24 protein-coding genes are annotated in these 18,715 nt (G+C 62.9%); 4 read left to right on the top strand and 20 right to left on the bottom strand.

What is annotated here, in order from left to right:
- Window positions 1–5 precede the first annotated feature (5 nt).
- The 7 genes from PL597_RS10815 to PL597_RS10785 all read right to left on the bottom strand — a co-directional run bounded on the left by PL597_RS10815 (window position 6) and on the right by PL597_RS10785 (window position 3,632).
- Window positions 6–440: a C40 family peptidase gene (locus PL597_RS10815; RefSeq protein ID WP_173988463.1), complete on the bottom strand. Its 435-nt coding sequence runs from the start codon at window positions 438–440 to the stop codon at window positions 6–8.
- Window positions 437–1,327: a DUF2163 domain-containing protein gene (locus tag PL597_RS10810; protein WP_271365141.1), complete on the bottom strand. Its 891-nt coding sequence runs from the start codon at window positions 1,325–1,327 to the stop codon at window positions 437–439. The genes PL597_RS10815 and PL597_RS10810 overlap by 4 nt, the downstream gene beginning before the upstream one ends.
- A complete protein-coding gene (locus tag PL597_RS10805; RefSeq protein ID WP_269824404.1) occupies window positions 1,324–1,962 on the bottom strand; it encodes a TIGR02217 family protein in 639 nt (212 codons plus the stop codon). The genes PL597_RS10810 and PL597_RS10805 overlap by 4 nt, the downstream gene beginning before the upstream one ends.
- A gap of 45 nt (window positions 1,963–2,007) precedes the next feature.
- Window positions 2,008–2,589 (bottom strand): phage tail tape measure protein, encoded by a 582-nt coding sequence (locus PL597_RS10800; RefSeq protein ID WP_269833764.1) that lies wholly within the window; start codon window positions 2,587–2,589, stop codon window positions 2,008–2,010.
- Between the two features lie 70 nt (window positions 2,590–2,659).
- The gene (locus PL597_RS10795; RefSeq protein WP_269825833.1) at window positions 2,660–2,869 is read right to left on the bottom strand and encodes a rcc01693 family protein; all 210 of its coding nucleotides are present in this window, start codon (window positions 2,867–2,869) and stop codon (window positions 2,660–2,662) included.
- Window positions 2,866–3,225 (bottom strand): gene transfer agent family protein, encoded by a 360-nt coding sequence (locus PL597_RS10790; RefSeq protein ID WP_077982662.1) that lies wholly within the window; start codon window positions 3,223–3,225, stop codon window positions 2,866–2,868. The genes PL597_RS10795 and PL597_RS10790 overlap by 4 nt, the downstream gene beginning before the upstream one ends.
- Entirely contained in the window at window positions 3,225–3,632 is a 408-nt protein-coding gene (locus tag PL597_RS10785; protein WP_142912623.1) for a phage major tail protein, TP901-1 family, read from the bottom strand. The genes PL597_RS10790 and PL597_RS10785 overlap by 1 nt, the downstream gene beginning before the upstream one ends.
- A gap of 89 nt (window positions 3,633–3,721) precedes the next feature.
- On the opposite strand from PL597_RS10785, the gene PL597_RS10780 reads away from it, so the two are divergent.
- Window positions 3,722–4,921: an MFS transporter gene (locus tag PL597_RS10780; RefSeq protein ID WP_271365138.1), complete on the top strand. Its 1,200-nt coding sequence runs from the start codon at window positions 3,722–3,724 to the stop codon at window positions 4,919–4,921.
- A gap of 7 nt (window positions 4,922–4,928) precedes the next feature.
- On the opposite strand, the gene PL597_RS10775 is transcribed toward PL597_RS10780, so the two are convergent.
- From PL597_RS10775 to PL597_RS10725, 11 genes are all read right to left on the bottom strand, one after another.
- On the bottom strand, window positions 4,929–5,324 hold the full coding sequence (locus PL597_RS10775) for a DUF3168 domain-containing protein (RefSeq protein WP_271365137.1): 396 nt from the start codon (window positions 5,322–5,324) through the stop codon (window positions 4,929–4,931).
- A complete protein-coding gene (locus PL597_RS10770) occupies window positions 5,321–5,656 on the bottom strand; it encodes a phage head closure protein (protein ID WP_271365135.1) in 336 nt (111 codons plus the stop codon). Before PL597_RS10770 ends, PL597_RS10775 begins: the two co-directional genes overlap by 4 nt.
- Window positions 5,657–5,659: 3 nt before the next feature.
- The gene (locus PL597_RS10765) at window positions 5,660–6,229 is read right to left on the bottom strand and encodes a head-tail connector protein (protein ID WP_271365134.1); all 570 of its coding nucleotides are present in this window, start codon (window positions 6,227–6,229) and stop codon (window positions 5,660–5,662) included.
- Window positions 6,230–6,329: 100 nt separating this feature from the next.
- Complete coding sequence (locus PL597_RS10760) at window positions 6,330–7,598, bottom strand: phage major capsid protein (RefSeq protein ID WP_271365133.1); 1,269 nt, start codon at window positions 7,596–7,598, stop codon at window positions 6,330–6,332.
- Window positions 7,599–7,630: 32 nt separating this feature from the next.
- Window positions 7,631–8,203, bottom strand: coding sequence for an HK97 family phage prohead protease (locus PL597_RS10755; RefSeq protein ID WP_077982667.1), 573 nt, complete (start codon window positions 8,201–8,203; stop codon window positions 7,631–7,633).
- 29 nt (window positions 8,204–8,232) lie between these two features.
- Entirely contained in the window at window positions 8,233–8,553 is a 321-nt protein-coding gene (locus PL597_RS10750; protein ID WP_077982668.1) for a DUF6107 family protein, read from the bottom strand.
- Between the two features lie 194 nt (window positions 8,554–8,747).
- Window positions 8,748–9,914: a phage portal protein gene (locus tag PL597_RS10745; protein WP_271365132.1), complete on the bottom strand. Its 1,167-nt coding sequence runs from the start codon at window positions 9,912–9,914 to the stop codon at window positions 8,748–8,750.
- A 269-nt stretch (window positions 9,915–10,183) separates the two neighbouring features.
- Window positions 10,184–10,492 carry a Dabb family protein gene (locus tag PL597_RS10740; protein ID WP_003522330.1) on the bottom strand — a complete coding sequence of 103 codons (309 nt, stop codon included), beginning with the start codon at window positions 10,490–10,492 and terminating at the stop codon, window positions 10,184–10,186.
- Window positions 10,493–10,550: 58 nt separating this feature from the next.
- Window positions 10,551–11,189: a hypothetical protein gene (locus PL597_RS10735; RefSeq protein WP_271365131.1), complete on the bottom strand. Its 639-nt coding sequence runs from the start codon at window positions 11,187–11,189 to the stop codon at window positions 10,551–10,553.
- Window positions 11,190–11,759: 570 nt separating this feature from the next.
- The gene (locus PL597_RS10730) at window positions 11,760–13,019 is read right to left on the bottom strand and encodes a DNA-packaging protein (RefSeq protein ID WP_271365129.1); all 1,260 of its coding nucleotides are present in this window, start codon (window positions 13,017–13,019) and stop codon (window positions 11,760–11,762) included.
- Window positions 13,016–13,531 carry a hypothetical protein gene (locus tag PL597_RS10725; protein ID WP_271365128.1) on the bottom strand — a complete coding sequence of 172 codons (516 nt, stop codon included), beginning with the start codon at window positions 13,529–13,531 and terminating at the stop codon, window positions 13,016–13,018. The genes PL597_RS10730 and PL597_RS10725 overlap by 4 nt, the downstream gene beginning before the upstream one ends.
- A 359-nt stretch (window positions 13,532–13,890) precedes the next feature.
- Here PL597_RS10725 and PL597_RS10720 point away from each other — a divergent pair, with 359 nt between their 5' ends.
- Entirely contained in the window at window positions 13,891–15,531 is a 1,641-nt protein-coding gene (locus tag PL597_RS10720; protein ID WP_271365178.1) for an alpha/beta hydrolase, read from the top strand.
- Window positions 15,532–15,554: 23 nt separating this feature from the next.
- Here the strand turns inward: PL597_RS10720 and PL597_RS10715 are convergent, their stop codons facing one another.
- Complete coding sequence (locus tag PL597_RS10715) at window positions 15,555–16,394, bottom strand: SDR family oxidoreductase (RefSeq protein ID WP_271365127.1); 840 nt, start codon at window positions 16,392–16,394, stop codon at window positions 15,555–15,557.
- Between the two features lie 142 nt (window positions 16,395–16,536).
- On the opposite strand from PL597_RS10715, the gene PL597_RS10710 reads away from it, so the two are divergent.
- Window positions 16,537–16,905: a winged helix-turn-helix transcriptional regulator gene (locus PL597_RS10710; protein WP_271365126.1), complete on the top strand. Its 369-nt coding sequence runs from the start codon at window positions 16,537–16,539 to the stop codon at window positions 16,903–16,905.
- Between the two features lie 114 nt (window positions 16,906–17,019).
- Here the strand turns inward: PL597_RS10710 and PL597_RS10705 are convergent, their stop codons facing one another.
- Window positions 17,020–17,451 carry an Lrp/AsnC family transcriptional regulator gene (locus tag PL597_RS10705; RefSeq protein WP_271365125.1) on the bottom strand — a complete coding sequence of 144 codons (432 nt, stop codon included), beginning with the start codon at window positions 17,449–17,451 and terminating at the stop codon, window positions 17,020–17,022.
- Between the two features lie 144 nt (window positions 17,452–17,595).
- Here PL597_RS10705 and PL597_RS10700 point away from each other — a divergent pair, with 144 nt between their 5' ends.
- On the top strand, window positions 17,596–18,696 hold the full coding sequence (locus tag PL597_RS10700) for a saccharopine dehydrogenase family protein (protein ID WP_173988442.1): 1,101 nt from the start codon (window positions 17,596–17,598) through the stop codon (window positions 18,694–18,696).
- The last annotated feature ends 19 nt before the right edge of the window (window positions 18,697–18,715 follow it).

Genomic DNA, 18,715 nt, shown 5'->3' with positions numbered 1-18,715 from the left:
AAAAATCAGGGATCGGGAAAACGGAAAACGCCGGCGATGCGCCGCCGCCAGCCCGGCACCAGCGCCGAACGCACGACCGCCGCCTGTTCATAGGCATGGATGAAATGCTGCGGCCCGGCCAGAATGCCGAGATGTTTGGCCGCCGCATCGGCCCGCCAGCGAAACAGGAGCAGGTCTCCCGGCCTTGCCTCTTCCATGCCCGACACCGCCGGAAAATGGCGTCTTGCCGCCGCCATCAGCCGGTCCTCGCCGCCGCGTTCGGCCCAATCGGGCGCATAGGGCGGCGGCAATTCCGGTTCGAGGCCGTAAAGGTCTCGCCAGACGCCGCGAATGAGGCCGAGGCAATCGCAACCGACACCCTTCAACGAAGCCTGATGCCGATAGGGCGTGCCGATCCAGCCTTCGGCAAGCGCCAGCACTCTTTCGCCGGTATCGCTCATGAAAACAGCGCCCCGCCGTCATGGCTCTCGCCGCCTGCGGCATAGGAATAGGAATAGGCAAAATCCGACCCCGGAAGATGCGGAAAACCACGAAAATTCAGATGGTTGGCGAATTTTGCCCGGCAGGTGGAAAAACTCTTGTCGCAGCCGGCGGTGACGGAAAACGCATCTCCCGGCAAAGGCGGCTGTTCCGGCGGCAGCCAGAAGGACAGAAGAACGCCACCGTCACGCCGCTCTTCCCCGTCGAGATCAAACCCCTTGCCGGCGAGCGGACCGGTCAGAAAACGCAGCTTCCCCCGGCTGAAAAAACCATCGGCAAAGGCATCTAGCCCGGAGACGATCAGGCCGCCCGAGGCGTCCACCGCCGCCACGCGGCCGTGCCCGGTAAAGCGCGCCAGATCGACGCCGCAACGCCCGTCGCCAAGGGCGGCGTCGCAGCGCCGCCCATAGACCCTGCCCTGCGGCTGGCTGAGACGGTGGGCGAGGCTGCGCAGCTCGGCGCGAAACGCCCCGCCGGCCCGCGTCACCTCGCCAATCTCGCGCCTGTTCAGCAGCACATGCTGCTCGGGCGCCTGCCAGTTGACGAGGAAAAGCTCCACTCTCGCGCCATCGAAACGTCCGGCGGCCAGATCGCCCTCGGCAATCGCCTCGCTCGAAAAACCACCCGCCACCTCCCCGACGCCTGCGCCGAGCCCCGTTTCGCCCTCGCTATCGCTGGCAGAAAAGCCACTGGCGGCAAGGTAGGAGGTGCCGGCAAACGAAATCGCCTCGTCATGATCGGTAAAACCAATCACCGCACCATCTTTCAGTGTCACCTTCCAGCAATGGCATGTCGTCGTCGCATCGGCCTTGAGATGCTCCGCAAGCGCGGCGGGAATGGTTTTCATGGCAGGATTTCCATCAGTGGAATGGAGGGAATGCGGCCCGCCTCGAAAGCGGTCAGATTCACGTCGATACGGTCGATCCCGAAGCGGACCGGCACGTCGAATTCGAAACCGGCGCGGATCGCGGCGCCGGCGTGCGGAACCCGCCCCGCCCGGAACACGATCATGCCGGTTACATGATCGACCGCCACATCGGCCGCTTCGACCTTCACCCCCTCGACCGAAACCATGACCGAGCCTTCGACCGGCTTCTCGATCCGCCGGGAGAACGCGCCGCCCGCATCGGCATAGATCTTCCGCAAGTGAAAATCTGCTGTCGTCCCGTCACCGGTGCCGATCTTCTGATCGGTCGCGGCGGGCGTCTTCCCCGGCGGACAGGATTTGAAATCCACAGGGTCGCGAAAACGAAAGCCATATAGTTCGCCGCGCCGCGCCTCGAAAAAGGCAAGCACCTCATAAAGATCGGCGACGGAGCGGATACCGGACCCGGCGTCATAGCTGCGTCTGGCGTTCCTCCAGCGCTGGTTGCGGCTTTCGCGGCCATTGGAGAGGTTAACGATATCCGTTCGGCGCACCGGCCCGCCGCTGACGCCGAGCGCAAGCCGCAGCGGAAACCGCACTTCATGAAATGCCGCCATGTCGTTGTTCCTGGATTCTTTTCTGTGGTCTGGGAAAAGAGCGCGTCACAATCCGCGCTGGCCGCGCCCGACGCTACGCGCCAGCATGGCGGCGATCTGGCCTTCGCTTTTCCGAAAGCTCGCAGCATCCGTCGCCGTCACGTTAAAAACGATCTGCGCCCCGCCGCCGCCCGACGGCGCGGCAACGCCGAGAGCGCCATCCGAACCGCGCTTCAGCGGCAGGATCGCTTCCGCCCCCGCCTCGCCCATCAGGCCAAGCCCGCCGCCCATCGGAAAAAAGGCGGGGCTGGAAACGACGCCGCCATCGGCAAAGGGCGTGATGCCGCGTCCCGGCACACCGCCATCGGCAAAGGCGAACAGCGAACCGCCGCCGCTCAACAGCCCGCTGACGGCATTGCCAATCATGCCCTCAAGCGGTTTCAGACCGGCAGAGAGCGCAATGCCGGACAACCGCTGCCCCAACCCGCGCAAGACGTCGTCCAGCCCTTTGCCGCCCGCCGTCGCCGCCTGCAGGGCCGAGGACAGGGCCGCCCCGAACCGCTCGGACCGGCGTTCGAGATCGCCCATCGCCTCGGACAGCGCCTCCGCCTCTTGCCGGTTCTCCGCCATCGATCCTTCGCCCGCCATCGCGCTTGCCTTTCTGATTCAAATCGGAACCATAAATTTTTGAAATGCTTGATCGTTTTAGGGAATTAACTCACCGATCCGGAAACCGCCGCATCATCGCTTCCATCGCCGGACGGTCGGGGCCGCGGGGAACGGCGTTGCCGCCCGTCATCGCGAAGAATTCCCGCGGGGTCAGCCGCCAGAAGGTTTCTGAGGAGAGCCGCAGCAGGCAGAAGCCGGCATGGACAACCGCCTCCCAGGGGAACGGGCGCAGCGTCGCTTCGCCTGCTGCGGCGCTCAAGGGTCCGGTGGCGTCTCACCTTTCAGGCCGCCGAAGGTCGCGGTCAGAAGATCGGCGACAATGGCGGCATGGCCGGCAATGCCGCCTTCCACCGTGGCGGCGGCCACATCGTCGTCGGAAAAGACATTGCCCGCACCTCGCAGGCCCGCGCCTATCACTCTAATCATGTCGGCCGCCTTCATGCGGCCGCTCGCGAAACGTTCGGCGAGCGCGGTGAGGTCCTCGGCTGCAAAGGCGGTTTCGAGTTCGGCGAGAGCCCCGAGCGTCAGGCAGAGAATGCGCCTTTCGCCGTCGATCAGCGCTTCGATCTCGCCGCGATGGCGGTTCGCCCGCCCGTAACGCAAACGCTCAGCCATCACAACGCTCCGAAATTGAGAAGACCGGCCGATTCCAGCGCGATCTCGAATTGCACCTCGCCATCGTGGCGGCCGGAATATTCGAGCGCCACGATCTGAAACGGGCCGGCAATGGTGCCGAAATCGGGAATGACGATCTGCCAGCCCGGAATGGTGCCGGCGAAAAATGCGCCGCGCACCAGTGCATCGCTAGCCGCATCCTTGAAGATGCCCGACGCCGTCAGAGCGGCTCTCTGCACGCCAGCACCCGCCAGCAACTCGCGCCAGCGACCGGCGCTTTCCCCATCGGTAATGTCCACCGCCTGGGCGTTGAAGGCCAGCCGCTTGGTTCTGAGCCCGGCAACAGTGACATATGTTCCGGTATTGTTGAATTTCAGCAGAAAATCCTTGCCCTTCTGCGCCACCATCATGTTTCCTTCCGTTTCGATTGCGGTTGCAGGGTGTTGCGGGCCTGCGACCAAAAATATTTCTTCCTCTCGCATTCAGCGATCTTGCCATGTCCCAGGCTGCCACCCTGACGTCCCGCGCGCGCCTTATCGGCGTGCTTGCGCTCGGGCAGATCGTGAGTTGGGGCACCGGTTTCGATATGCTGGCCGTTCTTGCGCCGCGCATTGGCGGCGAACTGGCGATCGGCAATGAGGTCGTTTTTGCCGGCCTCACCATCATGATGCTGATCAGCGCGCTTTGCGGCCCGCTGCTGGGAAGAATGCTCGTCCGCCGTGGCGCGGCCCCCGTGCTGACGGCCGGTTCCGTGCTGTTCGCCGTCGGTTTTGCCGTGCTTGCCGTTTCGAGCGATATCGCAAGCTATCTTTTCGGCTGGGCCGTCATGGGTCTGGCCGCGACCTGCGGGTTGACGACGGCTGCCCATACGGCGGTGGTGGAGCGCGTGGGCGCGGAAAGCGGCCGGTTGCTGACGCTTCTGATGCTGTTCACCGGGCTTTCGGGGGCGGTTTTTCTGCCCCTCACCGCGTTTGTTGAACAGCATCTCGCTTGGCGCGGCACACTTCTGCTTTATGCCTGCCTGCAGATATTCGTGCTTCTGCCCCTCTATCTCTTTGTCCTTCCCGCCCGTCCGCCCCACAAGGAATCGCATCGGCAGACATCCGACGCTCCTTCGTCTTCGCCGGTCGATACACGCCGGGCTTTTCTGCTTCTGGCGGCCATGACGACAATCAGCGCCTTTACGACCTTCGGCCTGTCGCCGCTCTTGCCGCTGCTGCTGGTTCAGGCGGGCGCAACGCAATCGCTTGCGGTGCAGCTGGCATCGGCGCGCAGCCTGCTGGCAATTACGGCGCGCGGGCTGGATTTCCTGCTGGGAAAACGCGGCGGTCCCTTTCTTACCGCCATGATCGGCCTCTGTCTTCTGCTCCTGTCGCTGCTGCTGTTGCTGGCCTTTGCCCCGGCCATACCGGCCTTCATCGGCTTCATCGTGTTTTTCGGTTTCGGCGCCGGCGTGCTCACCGTCAGCCGGGCCGTTTTGCCGCTGGCGGTGTTTTCCCCGGGGGAATACGGTCTTCAGGCGGCGCGCATCTCGCTGCCGCAGAACCTCGCCATCGCCGTTGCACCCGTTATTTTCACGCTGGCGCTGGAGCGCGGCGGGGTGGCGGCCATGCTTGGCATCGCCGCCGTGCTGATCGCCATTTCGTTCGTGCTGCTTGTCCTTCTGTGGAAAACCGTACGCAGGCAAAGCGCCTGAAAGGGCGCTACTCCGTCACCGCCCTGAAACGCATCTCCGCGATGAAGTTCCGGGACTTCGCCTCGCGCCTCGAGCGGCTGGAAAGAAGCCGCAGGTTGACGAGAGAGACGCCGGCAATCGGCAGCGCGGCATCATCGAGCAGGATCGTCACCCGGTCGACGATTTCGCCTGCACCCCTGCGGCCATTGGCGCCGCTCCATATATGCAGTGACAGGAAATGCTCCTCGGCCCTTTCCGTCGCCGTCGAATAGTCACGGCTTTCGAGATCATCGATAACGATGCACGGCAGAACCGCGCGCGGCAGAAGCCGGTCGACGACACCGCCGGGAATGAGCGCCGTCAGCGCCGCATCGCCCGTCAGTCGCGCGAAAATCGCCTGAAGAAGCAGGTTTGCGGCGCTCATCGGCTTTCCTCCTCACAGCGGCAGACGATGAAGCGGCGTGTTTCATCCGGGTCAATGACCGCCCGGATCGCCAGAATGCGGCGGCCCTTGCGAAAGCGCATGCCGGGGGCGATGTCGCCACGGTAAGCCAGCCAGACGCGGTGGGTGATCGTCACGCCCTCGGCCGAGGCCCTTTCATGAGATGCCTCGGAAAGGGGTTCGATCGCAGCCCAGAGCGACCGCAGGAAACTCCAGCTTTCCGCAGCACCGCCCTGCCCGTCCGGCGTTTCGGTCCGCACCTCCAGTTCCAGCCGCGCGGTCAGCCTGCCGGGATCGAGAAAAACAAGGTTCATGTCTCAAAGCCCCAGACGGCAGAAGGGCGCCACCAGCCGCTCGTAGCCGGCGGGAACAGCGGCGGGCTGGTTTTCCGGGGCGACCGCGCCGCGAAGTGCGAACATCTGCGCCACATGTATCAGCATGGCGCGTTTCAGCGTATCGGGCACATCCGTTCCCGCTTCGCCGTAGCCGGCAATGAAATCGATCTCGATGCCGTTCATCGCCCGTCCAGGGGCTGGCGGATCGCGCAGCCACAGCCTTGCGGGACGCGCCGCGCCATCGAGCAATTTTTCCCCGGCGGCAATGTCCGCCGGGCGCCCCTCGCCGTCAAAAACCAGTATGGTTTCGATGGCTTGCACCGGTGTCCTGCCAATCAGAATCACACCGTTCTCAGGCCACCGGTCGAGATAAAGCCGCCAGGTCTGGCGGATCAGGCAAAGTCCGGTCGTGCGTTCCAGATGCTCGCGGGCGGTGCGGATGAGCGCGGCAAGAAGCGCGTCCTCATCGCCGCTGTCGAGACGCAGATGCGCCTTCGCCTCGGCAAGCGTCAGCGGCTCCGCCTGCGGCGGATGAATGAGGGCATAGGTCATGGGGTCTCCGGGGTGACGGCAATAAAGGCTGGATGAGCGAGCGGGCGCAACGAATTTCTTCTCCCCGTGGGGGAGAAGAAAGGAGCGGCACCGTCGAGGTTCAATTCACCCCGAATTTCACCAGCTTGATCGCCTCGAAATTCTGCACGCCGCCGCCCACGCGTTTGGTGGTGTAGAACAACACGTAAGGTTTGGCCGAATAGGGATCGCGCAGGATGCGCACCCCGGTGCGGTCAACGACGAGATAGCCGGCGCGGAAATCGCCAAAGGCGATGGCAAAGCTGTTGGCCGCCACGTTCGGCATGTCCTCCGCTTCCGTCACCGGAAAGCCCATCAGCGAGGCCGGCTGGCCGGCGGCGGCCGGCGGATGCCAGAGATAGGCGCCGCTGGTATCCTTGAACCGGCGCAGCGCCCCTTGCGTTTTGCGGTTCATCAGGAAGGTGCCGTTCTGGCGGTGGCCGGCTTTGAGCGCATAGGCGGCGTCGAGCAGCACATCCATCGGCCCGGCGGAGGCGAAACCGGCCGAAACGCCAGTCGCGACATACCCGATATTGCCCCAGCTCCAGCCATCATTGGCGACAGCGGTGTAGGAGAGGAAACCCTTGGGCTTGTTCACGCCATCGCCGGCGATGAAGGCGGCGGCCTCCTGTTCGGCAAAAGCAATGTCAACTTCGGAGGCGATCCAGGCTTCGATATCGACTGCCGCGTCATCCAGCAACCCTTGAGTCGCGGCCGGCATGGCGTAGAGCTCCATGGTCGGAAAGGACAGTTCGGCAAGCTGCGGCGTTGCCGTCTGCGGGCGTGCCGCCGTCTCGGAAACCCAGCCGGTCGTCATGCCGCCGGGCGAGAAGGGTTTCTTCAAAACGGCGGCCGAAACCTGCCGCACGGTCGCCAGCGCCCGGATCGGCGAAATCGCCGTCATGCGCCGGCCGATCTCGCCATCCGTCTCGTTCGGCAGCAGAAAACCGCCATCGGCCCCGGTCGAACCGGCAAAGGCCTTGGCCTCCAGATCGCGCAGCGCGCCCTCCTCGCCGCGACGGATATAGGCCTCGAAAGCGGCCTTGTGTTCCTCGGCATCGTGGGAAAGCGCATCCTTGCGGCCAAGCGCGGGGCGCGCTTTCTTGAGCGCCAGGTCGTCCATGATTTTGCGGTTGTCGTCGAGCGCCCTATCGATGCGGTCGAGCTTGTCGCGGGTCACGACATCAGAGCCCATCTTGCGCTCGATATCGGCAAGCCGCTGATCGTTGGTTTCGCGGAAGACCTCGAAAGCCTCCATGAACTCGTCGAAGGCGGCCGTCACCGTATCGGGTACGGCCTTCACCTGCGGCGCGGCGGTCATCGGGGCTGGTTTCGTCATCTGTTCCGTCATCTGGTTTTCCTTGTTCGTTGATATCTTTGCGGTCAGCGTTTGAAGGTTGTGTCGAACAGCGAGCGGGCGGCGCGGCGCATGCTGCGCACCAGTTCGGTCTCGCGGTCGCGGAAGAAGCGGGCATGCTTGACGTCGGAAACCCGCGCCGAGGGCAGCATCGGAAAGGTCACGACCGAGATTTCCCACAGATCGGCTTCCAGAATGCGCCGGACACCCTGGTTCGCCGCCTTGCCGGAACGTACGGTGCGAAAGCCGATGGACAGCCCGTCCAGCGCCCCGGTCTTCATCAGCGAATGCACCTCGCGGGAGCGGGCAACGCCGGGGGCGAGAACGCCCTCGACATAAAGGCCGCGCTCGTCTTCGCGGATGGTGCGCCAGGCGCCGATAGGCTCGGCCGGATCGTGCTGGTAGAGCATGCGGATGCCGGCTGCGCCCCGCTCCTCGATGGAGCGGCGGAAAGCGCCGCGCTCGATGACATCCTGACCGAGATCGACCTCGCCGAAAACGCTGGCATAACCGGAAAAGGTGCCGTCGACGGTTATGCCGCGCAGCTCCAGACTGGCGAATTTGCGCGTGGCGGGACGCGGCCCGCGATAGACGTGCATGGGTAACTCCTGCGATGTGAAGAGGAATGTCAGCCGCGTGGACGGGCGCTGTAGCGGTCGGCGATGCGCACCAGCAGGCCCAGCCCCCACCACGCGCCCATGCTGGCGGCGGCGGAACCCGCCACCATGATTTCCCGGCCCGAAAGCGCGCCGGCGATATCGAGCTGCTGCACGATCCACAAGCCGATAGGCCCGCCGAAGATCATGCCGCAGGAAACGCCGGTGATGAACCGGCTCGCAGCCTCGCGTTTGCTTTTCGGCAGGAGATAAACGAGCGATACACCCGCGCCCGCCACGGCGCCGGTGATGCGGGCGGCCCAGATGCCGGCCTCATTGGCGAATTCAGACATGGGTAATCATTCCGTTCTAGGATGTTGTCATCGGGCGGACGCGCCGCGTCGCACGCAGGCGTTTTTTGCGTGCCTGCGCCGGGTGATTTTGCGAATCTTCGGAGAAGCTTGGGCGGAACACCTCACAAAGAGAGTCCGGTTCTTCAGAAAATGATTGAACAGGAAACCGGGGTTTCGATCCCGCCGGACGGCGATCAATAACCGACGGCTTCGCGCTTTTCCTCGTCGCTCAGGAACGAGGCCGCACCGATGCGAGACCAGAGCGCATCCCGCTCGCCGGCAAGCCCGGCAATCTTGTCGAGATCGGGTTCGAGCCTCAACCCCGGGCCGAAGACCGGAGAAAGCCAGCCGCAGAGCCGTGCCGCCGTGCGATAAACCAGCGGCAGCACGGTGAGGCGATAAAAGGCGCGGTTCGCCTCCTGGTAATTGGCATAGGTATTGTCGCCGGGAATGCCGATCAGCATCGGCGGCACGCCGAGCGAAAGCGCGATATCGCGCGCCGCCCCGTTGCGGGCCTCCAGAAAATCCATGTCGCGCGGCGAAAGACCCATGGCCTTCCAGTCAAGCCCGCCCTCCAGCAGCAGCGGACGGCCGGCATTCATCGCGCCCTGATAGCCTTCCTCCAGTTCACGCTTCAGCCGCTCATATTGCTCGGTGGAGAGATTGCCGCCCTCCTTCGGCTGATAGACCAGCGCCCCGTAAGGCCGGGCGGAATTGTCGAGCAGGCGCTTGTTCCAATGGCTCGCGGCATTGTGGAGATCGAGCGCCGCACCCGCGGAGGCGAGCGGCGCAAAACCCGCCCGATCATCGAGCGGATGGAAAAGTTTCACATGCAGAAGCCCCAGCCCGTCGCGCTCGACGGCGATGTGGCGGGAGGCGCGGCCCTCGGCGCGGTAGTCATAGGCCACCGGCCAACCATCCGGCCCTTCGACGATGCTGACCCGGTCGGGCCGCAGAAGATGCAGCTCTCGCAGCCGCCCGCCCACCGTCAACGGCTCGATATAGGCGTTTCCGGCGAGCATGAGGTGGCCATAAAGCGCCTCAAAAAAATCCGGCCCGCCCATATGGGCGCTCGGTTTTAGAAGCAACGCCAAAAGCGGGTGATCGGTCAGTTCCTCATCGCCATCATAAAGCAGCCAGCGGACCGAGGCCGACGCCTCCGCCACCATGCGGGCGGCCCGGTGCGCGACCGGGTTTTTCATGAAGCCTTCGCGGGCAAGCGCGGCATAGGACCGGCCCGACCAGAAGGCCTGCCCGCCCTGCACGGCAACCGCCATGAAGCCATCGGCCATTTTCCGGCTTTCAGGCGCGGCTCTGCCATCCGCCGGGCGCAGCCACGGCAGGGAGAAGGGAAATCGCATGGAGTTGTCCTTGTTTTGATGGCGCGCGGCGTCGAGTCCTGCGGCGTCGCCCGCGTGGGGTTTTCACCGACAGGCTAGACCCTGACATTTCTGACGAAGTCCTGAAAGCTCTCTTTCGTCATGCTCGGGCCTGTCCCGAGCATCTGCAACGTCTCGATTTTATTGGACGTGATCAGATCCTTGGGACAAGCCCAAGGATGACGTCGCGCGTGAGGCACCCCGTCCGCACAGCGGCAATATCTCGCGCCAACTTCGGCGAAACCGGACGTTTACCGGATCGGGGCTTTCACCGCCGTATCGCTGTCGAAATCGGCGGCGACGCGGGTCTCGCGCAGCGGCTTTACCGTGCGGGTCGAAAGATCATAAGCGGGATCGGCCTTGTAAGCGGCGAGCGCCGCCTCGTTTTCAAACTCGCCATAGACGATGAAATCGACCGAATTGCCCCATTGGTCCTTCTTCACGTTCTCGCCGATTTCCAGCTTCAGCGAATGCGGTATCGCGGTCAGGCCGGAAAGCCCCCTGCGCACGGCGTCGCGGTTTTCCTCGGGAACAGTGAAAAAGACGATATGGCGGATCACGGTGTCACCTGTCATGCAGAATTCGAAGGCAGCTTTTTCGGCGCCGGGTAACGGGTTATCATCTGGCCCGCCCGGGTTCAATCCGCGCCGCGACAAGCGCGTGATGAAATGCGCGCCCGTAACCGCCCACCAGCCGCGCCCTGTCGCTGCCATTGATGATGGCGCGGGCGCCGTCCCAATCCTCGCGCCTGTCGCCGAAGAAATCGGAAAGCCTGCGGCCGGTAAAACCGCCGCCCGCCATGCCGTGGATCAGGATCGCGGTGGCCACCTCCGCCTCCATGGCCCGTTCCGGCCGCTCCAGGAGATCGACGCCGGTCAGCACCGACATGGCCTTGTAATTGCGCCGATGCGTCAGCTGCACGAAGCCGCGCCCCAGCCAGCTTTTACCCTCCTCGTCCGGCCGCCAATAGGGCTTGCGCACCATGGGCAACCTGCCCGCCGCAAAGGCGCGGTCGAGCCTGACGATTGCTTCGGCGTCGCTTGCCGCCAATGTTTCGCGCACCGGCTGCATGGTCGCCGCCGTCTCGTGAAAGGCCGTCGCCAGCATATAGGCGAGCCAGCGCGGATCGCCGCCCGGCAGCGCCTTTTCGAATCCGGAAAGCACCGTCTTGGTGCCGGCGAGCTGGGCGGTGCGCAGGCGACCGTCGAAAATCGAAATCCGCGCCGACGCGAAGAATCGCGCCTCATCATAGGCCATGGAAGGCTCCTGAAAATGACAGGCGACATGACGCCCGGTTTTTTCCCACATGACGGCCGTCAGAACTAAATCGATTTGAAAAAACCTTAATCGATTTTAATCCGAAGGCTGGGGGATTGAGGTAAAAAATTCCTTGAATTTCGGAACCTTAGCGGGCTTACTCCATTCACCGCGCAGTTCAGCTGCGTTAACCATTCAAGGAGGAATGCCACCATGACAGCGACAATCCCCCAGACCGTTTATGACCGCCTCGAAAACGAGTGGCGCCAGATGCGCGAAACCGGCTCCCAGCCGAAACCGGCGCAATCTCCGAAGAAATAAGCCCCCCCAGACGCCCGATTTCGGGCGTTGACGGTGCCTCAATTTTCTTCTCCCCGGCGGGGAGAAGATGGCCCGAAGGGTCAGATGAGGGGGCAACATCTCCAGATTTCTCTACTGTCTCCGCATATATTGACCGTGGCCCCCTCATCCGGCGCTGCGCGCCACCTTCTCCCCGGCGGGAAGAAGAAACCGGGGCATCCGCTCGACCGGTAATTGGCTCTCCTTCGCGGGAGCCAATAATCAGCCAACTCACATCCCCCGCACCTTCGGTTCACTCACCACCATCGTCGTCAGCGCCGTGATCGCCCAGACGAGCGCATCCAGCCTGTCCGGCGAGCGCCCTGACGACAGACCATCCGGCCCGAAATCCGTCATCTGGTCTTCCAGCTTTTCGAACCGTGCGGCGTGGCTCACCCTGCCCTGCTCGTAAAGCGCCGCAACCGGCTCGGCGCGGGTGAATTTGCCGCGACTTGCCCGTACCAGCGTCAGCGGCAGGTTGGCATCGATGCTCTGCAGCATCGCCCGCACCATCTCGCCGCCCTGATTGACCTCCGCCACCACCCGGTCCGCCTCGTGGCGACGAAAAGCGGCAACCACCGCGCGCGCCCAGCCTGCCGGCGTTTCACCTTCCACCGAACAATCCGCAAGCACGTTAAGACGCCCGGACATGCCAAGCCCCGCCACGACGATGCCGCAGCAGGAATGTTCACCGACGCCGGCGGGCGGGTCTACCGCCACGACGATGCGCGTGAGCGGCTCATGCGCCGCTTCGATTATCGCTTCCAGATCGGCGCGTTTCCACAGCGCGCCCTCGCGCTCGTCGATCAACTCGCCGCCGATTTCCTGGCGGCCGAGCCGCGTGCCGCCGTAACGCTCCTGCATGGCCTTCAGGAAGCCGGGCGACAGGTTTTGCGCATTCATGGCCGTCGGCATCCGCGCCACCCGGCTTGTCGGATCGGAAAGCAAAGCTTTCAGCAGCGGAATGGGCCGGGGCGTGGTGGTCACCAGTTGCCGGGGGGCCTCACCCAGACGCAGGCCGAATTGCAGCATGTCCCAGGTTTCCTGCGGATATTTCCATTTGCCCAACTCATCCGCCCAGGCCATGTGGAATTGCGGACCACGCAAGCTTTCCGGGTCTTCCGAGGAAAACACCTGCGCCATCGCGCCATTCGGCCACAGCAGCCGCCGGCGCGATACCTCGAAGGCGGGGCGATGGCGGCGGGCAATGCGGCAGATGCCGGAAATGCCGTCGATCATCACCTCGCGGGCGTCGCCCAGCGTCTCGGCAACAAGCGCGATGCGCAAATCCGACTGCTTGCCGGCAGAGGCGACACGATGCACCCATTCCGCCCCGGCCCGCGTCTTGCCGGAACCGCGCCCGCCGATCAGCAGCCATGTTCGCCAGTCGCCTTCAGGCGGCTGCTGTGGTAGGTTGCCGATGAAACGCCAGTCGCGCAGAAGGTTGAAGACCTGCGCTGGCAGATGGGTTCCGGTCGACATATCCATCATCTGTCAGCTTCAGCGGAGGGGCTGCGGGCGAGATCTGCTTCCATCTTCGCGCGGCATTTCTGTTCAGCCAGTTCGTCGATGCGGTTGAGGAAATGCGCTACCGCCGCCTCATAATCCTGCGTATCGTTTTCATCCTCGCCCATAAGCGCCTGCCGTTCTTCCGCCAGCACCCGTTGCAGAGCGTCGATCCGCTCCAGTGTGCGGACGATGAGCGACAGCTGATCCGTTGCAACTTTCACATCGGCTCGGGCCTGCTTTCCCTCCGTGTCGTCGGCGTCAGGCAAAAGGCCCGCCTCGCCCGATTGCCGAAGATTGCGATACAGGCAGACCTGATCCCGCATCTCCTCCGTCAGCTCGTTCAGCAACTGCCGCAGACTGCCGTTGCGCGCCGCATCTTCGGCGACCAGCCTGTCCGCCCGCGATTTGGTCTCAGGCGCAGCCTCATCCGCATAAGCAGGTCTGTCCGGCCAGGCTCCGTAGAGCGCGGGGTCGCAATTATGAGCGTTTGTCATCGGATTGGCCTGAGAGGGAAATGGAGATGAACATGGGCGGCGAAGCGGTTCATTTGCGAGTGGTGCCTCCGCACAGCCCTCATTTCTGTGACAAGCACAGGACTGAGGGAAGAGAGCAGAGCCTTGTACTCGAAAATCCAGCGCTCTGATATTTCTGAACCAACCGCGACCCAGCCGCAAATCTCCGACTGTAGCCAAACACTACCAAATCACCGTCACGCTGTAAAGGATTATTTTCCTATTCTTGTGATTTTTATCCTTCCCGCAGGATTTGCACCGTCGTCCGTCACATATTACACTCAGCACCACGCGGTGAGTACAAGGGGCGAGAGAAGTTGGTAAAACAATGGGTTGAGCGGTTGTTCGCAGGTCTTTCGGCAACCGGCATCGTCTTTGGCACTATTCTGTTCTGCGCTTCGCTTACTCCCTCGCTCCTGCCGCGCACCTGGCTGATGCAGGGCGTGCTGTGCGGTTTCTCCTTTGCCATCGGTTATCTGATCGGTGTCGCCCTGCATGCCGTCTGGACATATCTGGAACTGCCCGAACCCTCCCGCCACAATGCGCGCGGCATTCGTTTTCTCATCGCGCTTGCCGCCGCCATCACGGCCATCACGTTTTTATGGCAGGCGAAGGACTGGCAGAATTCCATCCGCGTTTTGATGGAGCTCGATCCGCTGCCGAGCGCCCACCCGACGAAGACGGGCGGCCTTGCGGTGCTGGTCGCCGCCATTCTCATCGGCGCCGGTCGGCTGTTCCAGCTTATCCGCCGGTTCTTTGCGGCGCGCAGCCGCCATTTCCTGCCGCGCCGCCTTGCCAATGTTCTCGGCATCGCAGCGGCGATCATCCTCTCATGGATGCTGCTCAATGGGCTGATCTTCGATATCGGCCTCAGATTTGCCGATTCCTCGCTGAAGCAGGTGGATGCGCTGATCGAACCGGATGTGCCGCGCCCGTCAGACGCGCTCAAGACAGGCAGCAGCGCCTCGCTGATGACATGGGAATCGCTTGGCCGTCGCGGGCGTGAATTCGTCGCCGAAGGCCCGGCGGCCGCCGAGATATCCGCCTTCACCCATCGTCCGGCAAAAGAGCCGCTCCGGGTCTATGCGGGCCTCAACTCGGCGTCGACGCCGGAAGAAAGAGCAGCCTTGGCGCTGGAGGAGCTGAAACGGGTCGGCGGTTTCGAGCGCAAGGTGCTTCTGGTGGTCATTCCCACCGGCACCGGCTGGATCGACCCGGAAGCGCTCGATACAGTCGAATATCTGCATGATGGCGATATCGCCAGCGTCGCCGTGCAATATTCCTATCTCTCGAGCTGGATCGCGCTGCTGACGGAGCCGGATTACGGTGTCGAGACGGCGCGCGCTTTGTTCGAGGCCGTCTACGGTTACTGGACGACGTTGCCGAAGGAAACGCGACCGAAGCTTTACCTGCATGGCCTGAGCCTCGGTTCTCTCAATTCACAGAAATCCTCCGATCTCTACGATGTGCTCTCCGATCCCTTCCAGGGCGCATTGTGGAGTGGCCCGCCCTTTTCCAGCCCCACCTGGCGCATGGCGACCAATGGCCGGGTGAAAGGCACGCCGGAATGGCTGCCGCGCTTCCGCGATTCCTCGGTCATCCGCTTCGCCAACCAATATACGACAGCCCATATGCCCGACGCGAAATGGGGGCCGATGCGGATCGTCTATCTGCAATATGCCAGCGACCCGATTACCTTTTTCGAGGCCGCCTCGCTTTACCGGCGGCCGCAATGGATGGCGCATCACGGGCCTGACGTTTCCACATCCTTCCGCTGGTTCCCGGTCGTCACCCTGCTGCAGCTCGGTCTCGATGTTGCCGCCGCGACCACGGCGCCGATGGGTTATGGCCATGTCTATGCGCCGGAACATTATATCGACGCGTGGATGGAAGTGAGCCAGCCGCAGGGATGGAATGCGGACGATATCCAGCGGCTGAAGATGTTCTTCAAGGCCCGCCGCGGCTCCACCGATCCGGCGTGAGCGCGGCGGGCTTGCCTGGAGCCTCAACCCTTCAGCCGGTCCAGATTGTCGGCGATATAGGTCTCGAGTGAACGCGGCGCATGGCCTGTCAGCGTTTCGACATCGCCGGTCACCAGTGCTGTCCAGCCTTCGCGCACGGGATAAAAGATCGAAGCGAGGAACGAGGCGTAGTCCTGCGGCACGCCCGCACCGGTGAGAATGCCGATGAAAACCTCATCCGAAACGGCCGCGTAGGACACCGGCTTGCCGATCGCCTGCGATATCAGCGCGGCCGCTTCGCCGTAACCCAGGGCTTTCGGACCCGTCAGGTTGAAAGCCTTGCCGTTAACGGCGTCAGAAGTCAGGGCGGCGGCAGCGCTGTCGGCGATATCGCGCACGTCGATAAAGCTCGACTTGCCCTCACCGGCCGGCACGGCGATCTGGCCGTGGTCGATGCCGGCTTTCCAGTAGCTGTGGAAATTATCGGCAAACCAGTTGGGGCGCAGGATGACGTAAGGCGTGCCCGAAGCGACGATCTTCAACTCGATCTGGCGATAGGGAATGGAATCGTCGGCATCGACGCCGAGGACGCTCAGAAACACGATCTTCACCTTGCGGCGCGCCGCCTCCTCGACCACGGGCGTCAGCGCGTCGATAGCGTCCAGACGCCCACCGGAAAGAAGCAGGAACAGTCTGTCAACGCCTTCGAAGGCATCCGCATAAGTCGAGGCCTCGGTATAATCGAAGCGCACCCCTTCCGCGCCGTCCGCCGCCTTGCCGCTGCGCGAGGCGGCCTTCACGCTTTCGCCCCTGGAAAGCAGCGCTTTCACCAGCGGCGTGCCGATGGTGCCGGTGGAACCGATTACGAGTATCTTGCCTGTCATCTCAAATCTCCGTAGTATCTAATGGAAACCATGTTTCGAAAACACAGGTACTGCGTTTGCGAAATCATGAAAAGAGAGCACTTTTTGGTTATCTGGTATCCTCGCGGAAACCGGAATGGCCCTGAAACGATGGAATAAACCCATGGAACGTATCTATGACGTCTATGAAGACCGCTGCCCCACCCGCATGGTGCTGGACAGGATTGCCGACAAATGGGCGCTGCTGATCCTTCACCGGCTGCGGGTGGAAGCGGTGCGCTTCAACCTGCTGCGGCGGGAGATCAAGGGCATTTCGCAAAAGGTCCTGTCGCAGACGCTCAAGAAGCTCGAGCGCGACGGGCTGATTTCGAGGCAGGTGTTTCCGACCGTGCCGGTGACGGTCGAATATTCGCTGACGCCGCTGGGGCGGACGCTGACCGACACGGTGGCGGCGCTTGCCCACTGGGCGGAGGGGAATATCGACGCTGTGATGGCGGCGCAGAGGGCATACGATGAACGGGCGGTGGTTTAAATCGAGGCGCGACATACCCATGCGCCCCTCATCCCTGTGACAAGCACTGGGATGAGGAGGAAGAGAGCGTCCGCAATAACAGTCAGCGCTGCACCCACCGCACTCCCAAAATCCCTACCGCGAAATCCGCGTCGACAGAATGATCGACGACAGCGTGCGCTCCACGCCGTCAAGCGCGCCGATGCGGTCGATCAATTGGTCTAGATCGAGGATCGAAGGAGCGGCCAGAATGGCGATGATGTCAAAAGTGCCGCTCACCGAATGCAGCGTCGTCACCTCCTTGATGGCGGCAAGGGCCGCCGTGACGCCGGGCAAGGCCTTGGGGGCGATGGTGATCAGCACATGGGCGCGCACCAGCCCGGAAAGATAGCTTTCCGAAAGCCTGAGGCCATAACCCGCAATCACCCCGTCCGCTTCCAGTCGCTCGATACGGGCCTGTACCGTGGTGCGCGAAAGGCCGAGTCTGCGCGCCAGCTCCGCCACCGGCATGCGGGCATTTTCGGAAAGCAGGGCGAGCAGCGCCCGATCCTTGTCGGTAATTGTCATAATGACCAATCCTGTCGTCTTATTGTCTAACATTAACCTGCTATCCGCACATAGTGAAGCTGCGAATCGTCAATAAAAACTGGCATTCTGTCTTCGAAGCGTATCTGCGCTGACACATTTGCATTCACTGCGGGGAACAAAAACATGAAAAACATTGTCGTCATCGGCGCGGGCAATATCGGTTCGGCAATCGCCTGGATGCTGGCCGCATCAGGCGATTATCGCATCACCGTCGCCGATCGTTCAGCCGATCAGCTGGCCAATGTGCCGGCGCATGAACGGGTCGACACCGAGATCGTCGACATCACCGACCGTCCCGCTCTGGAAGCACTGCTGAAAGGCAAATTCGCCGTGCTTTCCGCCGCCCCCTTCCACTTGACGGCGGGTATTGCCGAAGCGGCCGTTGCCGTCGGCACGCATTATCTCGATCTTACCGAAGACGTGGAATCCACCCGCAGGGTCAAGGCGCTGGCGGAAACCGCCGAAACGGCGCTCATTCCGCAATGCGGACTCGCCCCCGGCTTCATCTCCATCGTCGCTGCCGATCTCGCCGCCAAGTTCGACAAGCTGGACAGCGTGCGCATGCGCGTCGGCGCTCTGCCGCAATATCCGTCCAATGCGCTCAATTACAATCTCACCTGGAGCACGGACGGGCTGATCAACGAATATATCGAGCCCTGCGAAGCGATCGTCGAAGGCCGCCTCACCGCCGTGCCTGCGCTGGAAGAACGTGAGGAATTTTCGCTGGACGGCGTTACCTACGAGGCCTTCAACACCTCGGGTGGGCTTGGCACGCTCTGCGCCACACTGGAAGGCAAGGTGCGGACGATGAATTACCGCACCATCCGTTATCCCGGCCATGTGGCGATCATGAAGGCGCTTCTGAACGACCTCAACCTGCGCAATCGCCGTGATGTGCTGAAGGACCTGTTCGAAAACGCCCTGCCCGGCACCATGCAGGATGTGGTCATCGTCTTCGTCACCGTCTGCGGCACCCGCAACGGCCGCTTCCTGCAGGAAACCTATGCCAACAAGGTCTATGCCGGCCCGGTTTCCGGCCGGATGATGAGCGCCATCCAGATCACCACAGCCGCCGGTATCTGCACGGTTCTCGATCTGCTCGCCGAAGGCGCGCTGCCGCAGAAGGGCTTCGTGCGACAGGAGGAAGTGGCCCTGCCGAAATTCCTCGAAAACCGGTTCGGCCACTATTACGGCGCGCATGAGCCACTGGCGCGGGTTGGGTGACTTGAGGGCACAGCATTGC

Origin of the sequence: Agrobacterium sp. ST15.13.013 (assembly GCF_027956525.1) — a bacterium.
Taxonomy (GTDB): Bacteria; Pseudomonadota; Alphaproteobacteria; order Rhizobiales; family Rhizobiaceae; genus Agrobacterium; species Agrobacterium salinitolerans.
Note: the sequence above shows the minus strand (reverse complement) of the source record. Positions and strands in the feature narration are given on the sequence as shown.

Coding starts and splice junctions, on each gene's coding strand:
- PL597_RS10815 (WP_173988463.1), bottom strand. CDS start 440: ATGAGCGATACCGGCGAAAGAGTGCTGGCGCTTGCCGAAGGCTGGATC.
- PL597_RS10810 (WP_271365141.1), bottom strand. CDS start 1,327: ATGAAAACCATTCCCGCCGCGCTTGCGGAGCATCTCAAGGCCGATGCG.
- PL597_RS10805 (WP_269824404.1), bottom strand. CDS start 1,962: ATGGCGGCATTTCATGAAGTGCGGTTTCCGCTGCGGCTTGCGCTCGGC.
- PL597_RS10800 (WP_269833764.1), bottom strand. CDS start 2,589: ATGGCGGGCGAAGGATCGATGGCGGAGAACCGGCAAGAGGCGGAGGCG.
- PL597_RS10790 (WP_077982662.1), bottom strand. CDS start 3,225: ATGGCTGAGCGTTTGCGTTACGGGCGGGCGAACCGCCATCGCGGCGAG.
- PL597_RS10785 (WP_142912623.1), bottom strand. CDS start 3,632: ATGGTGGCGCAGAAGGGCAAGGATTTTCTGCTGAAATTCAACAATACC.
- PL597_RS10780 (WP_271365138.1), top strand. CDS start 3,722: ATGTCCCAGGCTGCCACCCTGACGTCCCGCGCGCGCCTTATCGGCGTG.
- PL597_RS10775 (WP_271365137.1), bottom strand. CDS start 5,324: ATGAGCGCCGCAAACCTGCTTCTTCAGGCGATTTTCGCGCGACTGACG.
- PL597_RS10770 (WP_271365135.1), bottom strand. CDS start 5,656: ATGAACCTTGTTTTTCTCGATCCCGGCAGGCTGACCGCGCGGCTGGAA.
- PL597_RS10765 (WP_271365134.1), bottom strand. CDS start 6,229: ATGACCTATGCCCTCATTCATCCGCCGCAGGCGGAGCCGCTGACGCTT.
- PL597_RS10760 (WP_271365133.1), bottom strand. CDS start 7,598: ATGACGGAACAGATGACGAAACCAGCCCCGATGACCGCCGCGCCGCAG.
- PL597_RS10755 (WP_077982667.1), bottom strand. CDS start 8,203: ATGCACGTCTATCGCGGGCCGCGTCCCGCCACGCGCAAATTCGCCAGT.
- PL597_RS10750 (WP_077982668.1), bottom strand. CDS start 8,553: ATGTCTGAATTCGCCAATGAGGCCGGCATCTGGGCCGCCCGCATCACC.
- PL597_RS10745 (WP_271365132.1), bottom strand. CDS start 9,914: ATGCGATTTCCCTTCTCCCTGCCGTGGCTGCGCCCGGCGGATGGCAGA.
- PL597_RS10735 (WP_271365131.1), bottom strand. CDS start 11,189: ATGGCCTATGATGAGGCGCGATTCTTCGCGTCGGCGCGGATTTCGATT.
- PL597_RS10730 (WP_271365129.1), bottom strand. CDS start 13,019: ATGATGGATATGTCGACCGGAACCCATCTGCCAGCGCAGGTCTTCAAC.
- PL597_RS10725 (WP_271365128.1), bottom strand. CDS start 13,531: ATGACAAACGCTCATAATTGCGACCCCGCGCTCTACGGAGCCTGGCCG.
- PL597_RS10715 (WP_271365127.1), bottom strand. CDS start 16,394: ATGACAGGCAAGATACTCGTAATCGGTTCCACCGGCACCATCGGCACG.
- PL597_RS10710 (WP_271365126.1), top strand. CDS start 16,537: ATGGAACGTATCTATGACGTCTATGAAGACCGCTGCCCCACCCGCATG.
- PL597_RS10705 (WP_271365125.1), bottom strand. CDS start 17,451: ATGACAATTACCGACAAGGATCGGGCGCTGCTCGCCCTGCTTTCCGAA.
- PL597_RS10700 (WP_173988442.1), top strand. CDS start 17,596: ATGAAAAACATTGTCGTCATCGGCGCGGGCAATATCGGTTCGGCAATC.